The organism is Paenibacillus medicaginis, assembly GCF_042138635.1.
Lineage (GTDB): Bacteria > Bacillota > Bacilli > Paenibacillales > Paenibacillaceae > Paenibacillus > Paenibacillus medicaginis.
The window spans coordinates 1-12,872 of the sequence record NZ_JBHIRY010000060.1 but is presented as its reverse complement, the minus strand read 5'-3'; the positions used below and the strand labels follow the sequence as shown (position 1 = coordinate 12,872).

Here is a 12,872-nt window from a genome sequence, read left to right as displayed (position 1 = left end):
GATGGATCGGTGCATACGGACGGATTTAACAAGGATACAGACCCGACCATACCAGCCGGGGGTTATGCCATTGTGACTGTCGTTGCTATCGTAAACGATGTGCCGATTACATTCGATTATACCGATGATTTCTCGGTTGAAGAAAGCAGCGAGCCGGCCTACATACGCATCGTACTAGGGCGGGGCGAGAGCTACGAGTTCGTGAATATCAGCGGGGAGAGCGAGAGTCTCGATAGTGACGCCAAAACATCCAATCCTGCCCGCACCTTTGACTATGTAACCTATTACGAAGACGGCACAGAGCGTTCGCGCGGTGAGAACAGAACGGTAGAGCCGCTTGTGTATCCGAACAATAAAGTGTCCGTAACGGGCGCATCGGATACTCCGGTGTCTATGGGTGCCATTTATACATCCTTTAAAGGCTTGGGTCGTCCCAATGAGTCGATCAGCAAAATTACGATACAGCCGGGTGAATCGTATATTTTCAACAATAACGGTTCCCTGAACAACCCGATTAACAATAATGCCAAAGAAGCTGGCAGCTTGTTTGATTATGTCATGTACAAGGCGGACGGCAGCTTGGGTACGGACGGCATGAACAAGACCACGAATCCGATGGTGCCTGCAGGTGGAGAAGCAGTTGTCACGGTCACCGGAAGTCAGCCGGTCGTGTTCGACTACACGGACGATTTCACGGTTCAGCCAAGCACGGAGCCTGCCTATCTGCGTGTAACCCTTCAGCAGGGAGAGAGCTTCGCTTATACCAACATAAGCGTGGAATCCGAGAGTCTGGATAGTGACGCGACACCATCCTCGGGCCGCAGATTCAGCTATGTCACCTATGATGTGGACGGCAATGTGCGCACGCAAAATCCGGATACCCTCACCGAACCGCTGGTCAGAGCCGGAGAAAGAACGGTAGTCACTGCGGTTTCCGCCAATCCGGTCACCTTCGGAGGCATTTACCGAGTGTTTAAGGGAGATGGAAGTCCGGGTGACGGAATTCAGAAGCTGACCCTCCAACCAGGTGAATCCTACCGCTTTACGAATACCGGGTCCGACACAGCAGGACCTGACCATAATGGGGCGGAGCTGGATGCGGAAATTGATTATGCGACCTATGAGGCGGACGGTTCCCGTTTCTTTGACGGCTTTGGGACCAGCTCTAGCCCGAATATTCCGGCCGGCGGGGAAAGCATCGTCACGAACATATCCGATTCACCGATTACGTTTACGTACGCGGTCAATCTGAAGCCGGAGCCGAGCACAGAGCCTGCCTTCCATCGGATTACATTGAATCCGGGAGAGAGCTATCAATTTACGAATATCAGTGGAGCAGCCAAGGCGCTGGAACGCGGGGAGATGGCGTCCGGGGCACGCTGGAGCTATGTCAATTACCGTGCGGACGGTTCCGAGTACAGCAGCGGCGCGGATACAACGCAGCTCCCGTTAGTACAGGCTGGCGGCAAAGCCGTCATGACGAACTCCTCGGATGTGCCGATTGCCATTGGCGCGGTCTACCGTCTGTTCCAGGTTGGACCTGTTGAAGCAGGCGAGACGACACAAGTCACGGTAAACCAGGGCGAAAGCTATAAATTCACGCTGACCGGCACTGCGGCGGCAGCAGTGACCATGAACGGGGCAACGGGAGAGCGGTATTTTGATTATGCGACCTACGGGACGAACACCGGAGGAGTTGAGCAAGCTGACCTTGCGCAGCTGGATGCGGCTCAGACCAGCATTTCTCTTGCTGTGGGACAGGTTCTGATCGTAACGGTAACGTCTTCTTCAGCAGTTACTTTCAGCTTTAATCAGCAGGTAACAGCTGAACCGAGCACGGAGCCTGCGTTGCTGAAAGCCTCTCTGTCTCAAGGCGGACAGGTGATCTATACAAGTAAGAGCGAGCATCCTGCACCGCTTGTGAACAATGCAGCCGCAACCGGTGGGCTGTACCAATATGTGTTGAAGGATGCCGCCGGGCAGGTGATCCGCGAGGAAAACGGCGTCAGCGCCGAACAGACCATTCCGGGAAAAGCGTCCATCCAGCTTACGGCTGCCGGAACAGGAATTACATTTGGCGCTCCGTATCGTGTCTTTACACTGCAGGAAGTGATCGGCGGGGATTGGGAAGAGCTGATTGAGCAGGTGGAGAAGGTGGCAGATTTCCCAGCTGGCGAAAAAGGTCTGTACAGATTTACAGCCCAGGCTGCCGGAAAATACCGCTTCACAGTCAAGGAGAGCGCCAATTATGATCAGGTGCCAGTATTGTCCCTCTATTCCAATGCGGACATGACGGAGCTGCTTGTCACTTCATCTTCTGTAGAGCAGATTTACGGCTGGGACTATACGGTTGTTGAGCAGGAGCTTACAGCCGGACAGACCATCTATGTGAAGCTCGAAGAGCAGAACGGAAAAGCCCTGCAGACGGTCATTAAAGCGGCGTTGATGCCGACAGGGACCGATACTTCTTACGAATATGGCAAAGGGAATCAGCTCCTGAAAACCATTTTGTACACAGGTGATGAAATCTGGTTTGAGTACGACAGGAACGGCAATGTCAGCAAACGGACGAAGAAGGTCTTTCCTTTTATCGATTAGGCTGATAGTTGAGGATGTTTACTTAGCGGCTTAAAAATACGGTTTGAGGTGATTCTGTGTTGAAAAGAAGTCTGATTGTGATTCTGTGTATGGCTGTGCTGCTCGGCAATTTTGGAGCATTGGCCTATGCAGACAATGAGCGGGAGGAAGCTGCGGCTTCTTCTCCGCAGATTATTACGCTGTCCTGGCTTAAGGAGCAGACCGGTAAGGATGACGCCTGGCTGAACAAGCAGTTGGATAAAGGCTATACCTTGTATGAAATCTACAAGGCGGTACAAAGCGGCAGCGCCGATTCGGCACTGGCTGACGATCTGAACGCAGCACGGGTCATGGTGGCTGAACCGGCGGAAGACACTGGGGCAGCTATGGCGGCGGAAGAGGCTGCGACAGCACCAGCAGCCACAGAGGAAGCTTCGGGCGGGAAAGTACCAGTAGAGAAGGCTTCGGGTGAGGAAATACCTGTAGAGAAAGGCACTTCCCCGGTGGTCGGCGCTACGGAAGGGAACACTTCAAAAGAGGAAGCTTTGAAAGAGGGAATGAATGTAAGTAATCCCCCAACGGATACTGTTAAAGAAGAAGCGCCTATCGGCGATTCAGTAACAGATGTGGTATACAGCCCGCAGGCCGGGGCAGGCCTGCTTCCCGGGCAGTCTCTGGCCGTGCTGGATGCCGTCTACAGTCCGGCGGATTTGGCGGGTGTAACACACAGCCGTTTGCGGGATGAGTCAGGTCTGTATACGCAGAACTACGGAGATAACGGAGTGTCGGCATCCGCAGGCAGCCTGTTTGTGCAAAGCACTGATTTTGTGCTGCCTGGCTCGTTGCCGTTTGCCCTCACGCGTGTGTATGACAGCGGCAGCGCCGGCGGCCAGCCAGGGGTTGTCCAGCAGGCGGACGGCACATACATCAATGCGGCAAGCGAACGCCGGGAAAGTGCCTCTTCCGGTCTCGGCCGTGGCTGGGGCTGGGACCTGCCTTACATTCAGGAGCAGGATGGACAGCGGCATATCTATTTTCCGGGTACAGGCACCTATGAATTAACAGAAGATAACGAGCTTGCCGGTTATGTCTGGAATGACCTGAAGGTATCCGACGATTCCAGCGAAACAGTCAATGGTGTGAACAGCGCCTATCTGGTGCAGGAATTAAACGGATATCACTATTTTCTGGATGGGCAGGGCTTCCTGATCCTGATTGCGGACAATTACGGCAATCGGGTTGAATTCAGCTATTCAGGGGCGGAATCAGACAAAAAAATTAGCTCGATCCGCAACAACGACGGACGTGAACTGTCCTTTACCTACGGCAGCGACCGGGTAACGGTGCAGGAGACGGGGACAGAGCATGTATACACATATGTGACGGTTGGCGCTGCTGAGGAGAAGGTGCTTTCCGAGGTTATGGACCCGCTGTCCCGCAGTACGCGCTACACATACAACATCATTGTAGCACCATTTCATCTGGTTGCGGATGCGGCAGGTAATTTGGGAGAAGCGGGAGTCAACACAACTGCGTTGTTAACCCGGATCGTGCGGCCGACTTCTTCCATGACGGATATCCAGTACCAGTCAGATGTGAAGCAGGCAGGGGAATACGGTACCGCGACGGTGTATAAAGTCAGCTCACGGGCGGATTTGTACAGCACAACCGCCGGGGACAGAACCCTGAATCAGGTGAACTACACGTATTCCGGCGAGGATCTGAACAGCTATGGCACCGACACAGGATGGACAACCACCGCAGCCGGAGCGCAGGTGACGGAGACCTTCCGTTTTGAGCAAACCTTCGCAGCAGACAACATCCCGGATCGGGTATATCTGTCTTCCTATAGCCAGCAGGGCGGTTCAACCAGCTACAAAGTTAACTATACCTATGCTGCGGATGCAGCATGGAACCTGCCGGTACAGATTGATGAAACCCAAAGCGGGAACGGAGCATCCGGCGGGACGCTTACGACAGGTTATACTTATAATGAATACGGCATGCCTTTAAGCCAGACGCTCAGTACGGGGCAAAGAATCGAATATGCCTATGAACCATCCAGCGGCGGGCATTTCTGGGTGCTGCCGGAACGGATGACGGCGAAGGTCAGCGACAGCCAGTCTCTCACCACTGTGAATGGCTATAATACGCAAGGCAGCCTGACCGATGTCAGCCAATATGAGGGCTCCAGCGGCGGAAAACTGCTGTCTGATGTGAACTATCTGTATAACAGCCAGGGCAATATGTCCGGTCAGCAAATCAAAATGGATGAGTTTACAACTTCGTATATTACCAACAAATTCGGTTCCTCCTACGGCTCCCAGCTCGTTACGAGCCAGACGCTGGCAGAGGGTGTATCCTATACCTACGATTATTATCCTACAGGGGAGCTGAAATCGAAAAAGGATGCTTCCGGACGGGCTGAATCCTATGTATACGATGCGCTTGGACGGATTACAAGCATCACGCACAGCGACGGAACCCAGACTACGGTCACGTATCACGACGCTACGAATGACGTCACGATGATCGGACCAGACGGTATCCGTACGGAAAGACTGTACAACCCGCTCGGCCAGCTTGTCCAGGAACAGACAGCGGATGCCATCTACGGCTACAGTTACGATGAGTACGGCAATCTTGCGGAAAGCATCGACGCCGAGCACGCGGTCACCCGCTACAGCTACGACGCTTTTGGCCGTCAGATCAAGAGCAGCTATCCGGATGGCACCAGCGACAGCACGGTGTACGACGATGCCGGACGTAACGTGACCTACACGGACCCGGCAGGCAACCGTCAGCGCCAGGTTACAGACTTGCTTGGACAGGTCACATCGGTACAGGAGTACAGAGACGGTTCATTCCAGCCGCTGGAATCTGTAACCTATAATCTGGCGGGCATGGTCACAAGCCGGACGGACGGCAATGGACAGCGCACTGCATATCAATATGATACGCTCGGCCAGGTGACTTCCGTTACCGATCCGGGCAGTCAGACCACCCGTTATGAATACAACCTGGGCGGCAATCTGACGATGGTGACCTATGCGGACGGCCAGCAAAGCCTGTATAACTATGATGATTTGGGTCGCCGCACGTATAACCGCAAGGCTTCCGGCACCTCAACGACGAATTCTTATGATACGCGCGGTAACGTCACGAGCATGTATACAAGTAATTCGCAGAACATCCGGTTTGAGTATAACGATGACAACATGCTGACGAAGATGACTGGTCCGGACTTTACGACAGGTTATACGTACGACAGCGCAGGCCGTCGAACCAGCATGACGGATGCTCATGGGACGACAGCGTATTCGTACAATGAAGACAACGGCTTCTTGACCGGTTTAACGTATCCAGATGGAACGGAGATCAGCTACACGTATAACACTCAGTCCCGGACCGGTTACACCCTGACCGATCCACAAGGTGGTTCGACTACCGTAGAGGCGGAGCTGGACAGCATGAACCGGGTTACGGAGATGGAGGTCAGCACGGGTGGAGGCGGGATGAGCCTGCAGGCTGCTTCTGGTCCACTTGATCGCATGACCTTTGATTACACTCCGAACAGTCTGCTGAAACGCCAGACGAGCAGCAGCGGATTGAGCACCAGCTTCAACTATGACGGCTACGATCTGTCCGGCGTATCCGTGGAGCAAAACGGCTCGGCACTGCAGCAGTTCGGCTACGAGTACGACGCAAGCAAGAATATGATTGAGCGTACCCAGAACGGCAGCGCCGATCAATTCGGTTACGATCCGCTGAACCGGGTAGCAAGCGAAATGGCAGCGGAAGAAAGTAAAATCTACAACTACGACGCCAACGGCAACCGCGACAAGATGGGCAGCGGTAAAATCTTCGGCATGAAAAACGCCGAGTACACCTACGACTCCATCAACCGCTTGACCAAGGTAAACGGCGAGGGCAAGGAAGTCGCCTACTCATATAACGGAGACGGCCTGCTGTACGAACGCACGGTGGAAGGCAAAACGACCCGCTACTACTATGACGAAGAAGCGAAGCTGATGGCCGAAGCGGACGTCACAGGCGGCGCCCCGACGCTGACGTACGTGTACATCTACGACCTGTCTGGCCAAATCTGGGCCAGACAGGACAAGGCAATCGGCGCGTTGCAGTACTATCAACTGAACGGCCACGGCGATGTAGTAGGCCTGAACGACAGCGAAGGCAATGTGTTGAACAGCTACAGCTACGACATCTGGGGCGGACCGCTGACGAAGCAGGAGACCGTGCCGAACGTGCTGCGCTACTCCGGCGAGTATTGGGATGATACGACAGGTCTGCAATACCTGCGTGCCCGCTGGTACGACCCAGGTGTAGGCCGCTTCATGGGTGAGGATACGTATCAGGGAGAGGTAACCGATCCACTGAGTTTGAATTTGTATACGTATGTGGGCAATAACCCTCTAATTTATGTGGACCCGAGCGGACATTCTTTTGAAACGCTTGATTATCAAGAACTTAGGATCTTATTGAATGAAGCCAGTGTTAAATCGAATTCGACCAAAAATAAGGATTATCAGGTATATAAGGACTTCATACGGAACCGATACGACTTTGCATCGATTTTTGGAGGAGCCAACCAGTACAATTATCTATATGACTTGTTAACAGGAACGAGTGCTTATAATAATAGTGCTGGCAAATCTGATTGGGCAAGAGAACAACTGTTAAGTGCTTATCAGAGTTGGACAGATGCTGAAGTACTTGCCTTAGCTGCTGGTACAATGGTTGGTGGAGGAACTGGAAAGTCTGCTGGTAGAGGAAGAACAACAGCAGGGTGTAATTGTTTCACTGCAGGAACGAAAGTGCAAACAGATGATGGGGAGAAGAATATTGAGGACATTGAGATCGGAGATATAGTTCTTTCCAAGAATGAAGTGACTGGTGAAATTGCTTACAAAGAGGTCACGCATCTATATCGAAATGATAAGGAAATCATTTACGAACTGACTGTCGGCGATCAAATCATTGAGACTACTGATAATCATCCGTTTTGGGTAGAAGGTAGAGGTTGGGTGCTAGCGGTAGATCTACAGAAGGGGGATAGGTTACAGCAGAGCAACGGAAATACTTTGCAGATTGACAACATTAAGATTGTTAAGCATGAAGAAAAGATTAAGGTTTATAATTTTACTGTCGCTGATTTCCATACCTATTTTGTAAGTGACTTGGGCATTTGGGTTCATAATATTGGACCATGCGACAGATTACCAGGCCAAGGAAAAGTATCTATTGTGACCGGAGCACCATCTGTTGATGCAGGGAAGCAAGGAAAACATGTGCCTGGGCATCCTAACAATGTATCTAGTAAGTCACAGTGGGCTGAAGGACAGAATGGAATTGAACTGACTCAAAAGGCATGGCTGAATGGTACAATAGTCAAGCCAGACGGTACAGTTAAAATTTGGGATAACGGTTCAGTGAGAATAAAGGTTCATATGGACGGTAAGGGCAATATTCACGGTTATCCGGTTGAATAGGGAGGGGAGACTATTGGAGAGTGTATTAAAAGTCATAGAGAACATCTATAAAAATAGTGATCTATCGTTTCTTTTATCATCCTATGTTGCTAGAGATTATTATTTACAGGACTTTAGAGAACTATTTGCGGGTAATAAAATAGAGAATATGACAGATTTTAACTATTCAAAGTGCTTTAGTATTTGCGTAAATTTATCCGACCTTGACTCTCCTTTCGGTAGTCAAGGATTTGATCAATTTATTTCTGAAAATGGGAATGTTTATAGAGTGGATGTACTGATGTCAGTGATTGCACCATATGCGGTGGTAAAGTATTTGAAATATGAAAAAAAGGAGAATAAGGTCGTTGTACTAAGTAGTAATATACCGTTTCTTACGAATCATAATTATTTTGACGAAAAGTTGAGACAACTCCTAAGTAACAAAAATTATAAGTTATTGGATGATGATGTATTGACTAAATCTGTTCCTGGAATAGTGTTAGAATTACAGGAATTCACACCTAGTGTTTATAATTGTCTGTTTGAAGATTCATCGTCTTTCTATCCTTACAACAGATAAAATTTCAATTTAATTTAACGCCCACCGTTTATTTGGTGGGTATCTTTTTTTACTACAGTGGACTTTAAGTCATACCACTACCGAACGTTTTTAAATCCCTAAAATAGTAAATTTTATACATGTGTTGGTAATAACCCTTTAATCTATGTGGACCCGAGTGGACATTCTTTTGAAACGCTTGATTATCAAGAACTTAGGGTCTTATTGAATGAAGCCAGGGTTAAATCGAATTCGACCAAAAATAAGGATTATCAGGTATATAAGGACTTCATACGGAACCGATACGACTTTGCATCGATCTTTGGGGGAGCCAACCAGTACAATTATCTATATGACCTATTAACGGGAACGAGTGCTTATAATAATAGTGCTGGTAAATCCGATTGGGCTAGAGAACAGCTCTTAAGCGCGTATCAGAAGTGGACAGATGTTGAAGTTCTTGCTATAGCTGCAGGCGGCATGATCGGTGGCAATGGTGGTACGAAGGGGAAATCTAAGGGAACGGGAAAATTTGATGATGGACTTACTCAAATGTATAAAGATGTTGCATTGGGTAGGGGATCAACGGGGAGAACAGTACCCAATAATCTGAATGAACAGCTAGCAATGAAAGAGGTGCTATCAGTTCCTCTTAACAGTGCAAAGGAGTTGAAATCAATTACTATGACTGATTCTAGGTGGCTTTCGAAAGATGGTTGGGTTAAGATGAGCAAAAATGTCAATGGCATAGAAATCCACTTTGTTTATAATGCCAAGACAGGGGCTTTTGACGACTTTAAATTCAAATAAATGGAGTAAAGAAAAATGCTGAATAAAAATTCCTTTATTAGTTCGGAAAACCAAGAATTGAAAGTTACACATCTATACACTGTTGAGGGTTATTTCACATTTAATATTAAGGTACGTTCTGGTGAGTTTGCAGGTGCCTCTAACTTCTGTATGCCAAAGGAGCATATCATCTGCATAGTCGAAACATTTTCCCAAATGTTAAAATCGTTAGAGGGTTCGTGCATTGTAAAAGATTATGATTCGGATGCACATGTTGTTTTTGAAATTGGTAAGTTAGGGCATATATGTATTTTAGGGCGAATTGGAGGAAGTCACGAGGATCAGAGTATGAAATTTAAATATACTACTGACCAAACGGTATTGGCTAATATCTTACAGATGTTCAAATCGTTACTGTAACCAGGCGTCCTTCTCATACTATGCTTGAGCGTAACAAGGATGAAACCGTTGTAGAGTTTACTACAGTTACAATTGCAGTACTTTAGTAATAGCAGATTAGAGGCTTTATGGTTGAAATCTGATTTTATCTAAAACCGGGGACCTTGAGGATGATAATTCCTCGGGTCTTTCTTTTAGCGGCAGGATGAGCATCCAGGCTGAGTCAGGTCCACTCGACCGCATGATCTTTGTCTACACCCCGAACAGCCTGCTGAAGCGTCAAACGAGAGCAGAAGCTACGACGCCAACGGCAACCGCGACAAGATGGGCAGCGGCAAAATCTTCGGTATGAAGAACGCCGAGTACACCTATGACTCCATCAACCGCTTGACCAAAGTAAACGGCGAGGGCAAGGAAGTCGCATACTCATATAACGGAGACGGCCTGCTGTACGAACGCACGGCAGACGGCAAAACGACCCGCTACTACTATGACGAAGAAGCGAAGCTGATGGCCGAAGCGGACGTCACAGGCGGCACACCGGCGCTGACGTACGTGTACATCTACGATCTGTCCGGCCAAATCTGGGCCAGACAGGACAAGGCGACCGGAGCGCTGCAGTACTACCAGCTGAACGGCCACGGCGATGTGGTGGGTCTGAATGACAGCGAAGGCAATGTGCTGAACAGCTACAGCTACGATATCTGGGGCGGTCCGCTGACGGAGCAGGAGACCGTACCAAACGTGCTGCGCTACTCCGGCTGGGACGACACGACAGGGCTACAGTACCTGCGCGCCCGTTGGTACGATCCAGGTGTAGGCCGCTTTATGGGCGAGGATACGTATCAAGGAGAGGTTACCGATCCGTTAACGTTGAATCTGTATACCTATGTGCATAATAATCCGTTGATTTACACGGACCCGTCGGGGCATAAAATATGGCTAATACATGGAACAAAACTTGTTAAAAGTGTAACAGATCCAGAAAATACATGGACGCCTGAGTTTAAGAAATATATAGGTGAGTTATATGATGAGGAGGTAGAAAACCCACGTTGGACGGGCGGGAATAGTAAACCAGCTAGGAACGAAGCGGCAGAGGATATCATTAATTCAATAGTCAAATGGAAGAAACAGAATCCAGACGAGCCAATCAGGTTGATAGGTCATAGCCATGGCGGGAATGTTGCTATACTAGTTGCTAATGGGCTTCATGAGAAAGGCATTGATGTAGAGACACTTGTGACCATTGCCACTCCGGTCAGAGAATTTGATTATTATTTAAAATATGGAGTGGGTCAACATCTGCATGTTTATAATGAGCAAGATGGTATACAAATAAATGGAGGAAGTGCATGGTTATTAGGACACGCTAGACGAGCGTTTACAAATGCAGCAAACATAAAGATTGATTTTAAGGAGAATTATGGACCGATTAAATCGCATTCTGTAATGCATTCAAATGTTGATGTCTGGAAGAAATATATTACACCGTATCTAGCTGATTTTTATGAACGTCCTTAAAGATTATGATTATATTTTGACTGAAAAATATAAGATTTAAAACTTCAGCACTTCTGGCTTGCGGGCTACAGTATGTGGCTCGCAAGTTAGAAACTTAAGAAGGTGAATTTTTGATGAAATTAATAAAGGTAATTTGGATAGTAGCGATGTTTGTCAATTTGTCAGCTGTAATATGGTATATACTAGGGTCTACTGCTGGTTTTCAAAGGGGAATGGACCTTATATCAACGTTAATTTTGGTATACATCGGGATACCATCATTATTATTAGTAGTTTTATCGGCTGTTCTTCTTCTAAAGGGTTGGTCGCCTTCATCAGGACGGGGAATACTTTTTATTTTGCTTATAAGTGCCTGCATGATATTTCTAAGTCCTATACTATACAAAAATGTAAACGTCATTGGCTGGTTAGTTGAACACGTAACGGCTGATAACCTGCAAGTTACCTCAGATGGTGATTATGAATATAAGCTCGAACTAATTAATGCCCTTCAAAAAAATAGCTACGCTCGGCTCTATTTAAAAAATATCTCTACAGCAAAAGAGACACGTATTCCTCTAGAAATGCCAATAAATAAAATAAAGGTACTTTTTTTGGGCGATAACCGCTATTGGGTTAATCTTGAATCAACTTCTAAAAAAGATATATACATGCTAACTACCACTACAGACTTCCCCTTACCGAATGAGAGATTTGAGATCAATGTTAGTACAGGTAAAGCAATAGGGTTGAAATGAAGGAAGATGTCACTGATTAAAATCTAAAGTTAATGGAAGCTAAATTGAACGAAATATTAATTTCTAGTTTCATTAAAGGGAATAAAGAAGAATGTTAAGCGTATTGTAATATTGCTAATGAATGTACCCATTAGATGGTGAGCCGGATTGAATTGGAGGTAGGGGAAATACAATTCTCATACATTAGACGATACGATAAAATCATTTTTTGAAATACTTATTCTGATTTTATCTAAAGCCAAAGACCTTGAGGGTGAGAACTCCTCAAGGTCTTAGTTTTAGCGTAGGGATGAGCTTGCAGGCTGCTTCTGGTCCACTTGATCGCATGACCTTTGATTACACTCCGAACAGTCTGCTGAAACGCCAGACGAGCAGCAGCGGATTGAGCACCAGCTTCAACTATAACGGTTACGATCTGTCCGGTGTGTCCGTGGAGCAAAACGGCTCGGCACTGCAGCAGTTCGGCTACGAGTACGACGCCAGTAAAAACATTATTGAGCGCACCCAGAACGGCAGCGCCGGCCAGTTCGGCTACGATCCGCTGAACCGGGTAGCAAGCGAAATGGCGGCGGAGGAAAGCAAAGTCTACAACTACGACGCCAACGGTAACCGCGACAAGATGGGCAGCGGTAAAATCTTCGGCATGAAGAACGCCGAGTACACCTATGACTCCATCAACCGCTTGACCAAAGTAAACGGCGAGGGCAAGGAAGTCGCCTACTCATATAACGGAGACGGCCTGCTGTACGAACGCACGGCAGACGGCAAAACGACCCGCTACTACTATGACGAAGA

9 protein-coding genes are annotated in these 12,872 nt (G+C 48.1%); all 9 read left to right on the top strand.

Annotation, left to right across the window (positions count from 1 at the left end; genetic code table 11):
- Window positions 1-2,598, top strand: a 2,598-nt coding sequence (locus ACE5LO_RS27300) for a hypothetical protein (protein ID WP_375523064.1), incomplete at its 5' end; no start/stop codon positions are given.
- A gap of 59 nt (window positions 2,599-2,657) precedes the next feature.
- Window positions 2,658-8,087 (top strand): polymorphic toxin-type HINT domain-containing protein, encoded by a 5,430-nt coding sequence (locus ACE5LO_RS27295; protein ID WP_375523063.1) that lies wholly within the window; start codon window positions 2,658-2,660, stop codon window positions 8,085-8,087.
- A gap of 13 nt (window positions 8,088-8,100) precedes the next feature.
- Window positions 8,101-8,649 (top strand): hypothetical protein, encoded by a 549-nt coding sequence (locus ACE5LO_RS27290; protein WP_375523062.1) that lies wholly within the window; start codon window positions 8,101-8,103, stop codon window positions 8,647-8,649.
- A 204-nt stretch (window positions 8,650-8,853) separates the two neighbouring features.
- The gene (locus ACE5LO_RS27285) at window positions 8,854-9,438 is read left to right on the top strand and encodes a hypothetical protein (protein ID WP_375523061.1); all 585 of its coding nucleotides are present in this window, start codon (window positions 8,854-8,856) and stop codon (window positions 9,436-9,438) included.
- Between the two features lie 15 nt (window positions 9,439-9,453).
- Entirely contained in the window at window positions 9,454-9,837 is a 384-nt protein-coding gene (locus ACE5LO_RS27280; protein ID WP_375523060.1) for a hypothetical protein, read from the top strand.
- Window positions 9,838-10,021: 184 nt separating this feature from the next.
- A complete protein-coding gene (locus ACE5LO_RS27275) occupies window positions 10,022-10,168 on the top strand; it encodes a hypothetical protein (RefSeq protein WP_375523059.1) in 147 nt (48 codons plus the stop codon).
- Complete coding sequence (locus ACE5LO_RS27270; RefSeq protein ID WP_375523058.1) at window positions 10,165-11,340, top strand: RHS repeat domain-containing protein; 1,176 nt, start codon at window positions 10,165-10,167, stop codon at window positions 11,338-11,340. The genes ACE5LO_RS27275 and ACE5LO_RS27270 overlap by 4 nt, the downstream gene beginning before the upstream one ends.
- Before the next feature lie 113 nt (window positions 11,341-11,453).
- Window positions 11,454-12,077 carry a hypothetical protein gene (locus tag ACE5LO_RS27265; protein WP_375523057.1) on the top strand — a complete coding sequence of 208 codons (624 nt, stop codon included), beginning with the start codon at window positions 11,454-11,456 and terminating at the stop codon, window positions 12,075-12,077.
- A 295-nt stretch (window positions 12,078-12,372) separates the two neighbouring features.
- Window positions 12,373-12,872 (top strand): RHS repeat domain-containing protein (locus tag ACE5LO_RS27260; RefSeq protein WP_375523056.1); only part of this gene is annotated, 500 nt, incomplete at its 3' end.

What these genes read in the sequence shown, in the direction of transcription:
- ACE5LO_RS27280 (WP_375523060.1), top strand. Translation starts at nt 9,454, where the DNA reads ATGCTGAATAAAAATTCCTTTATTAGTTCGGAAAACCAAGAATTGAAA.
- ACE5LO_RS27275 (WP_375523059.1), top strand. Translation starts at nt 10,022, where the DNA reads ATGAGCATCCAGGCTGAGTCAGGTCCACTCGACCGCATGATCTTTGTC.
- ACE5LO_RS27270 (WP_375523058.1), top strand. Translation starts at nt 10,165, where the DNA reads ATGAAGAACGCCGAGTACACCTATGACTCCATCAACCGCTTGACCAAA.
- ACE5LO_RS27265 (WP_375523057.1), top strand. Translation starts at nt 11,454, where the DNA reads ATGAAATTAATAAAGGTAATTTGGATAGTAGCGATGTTTGTCAATTTG.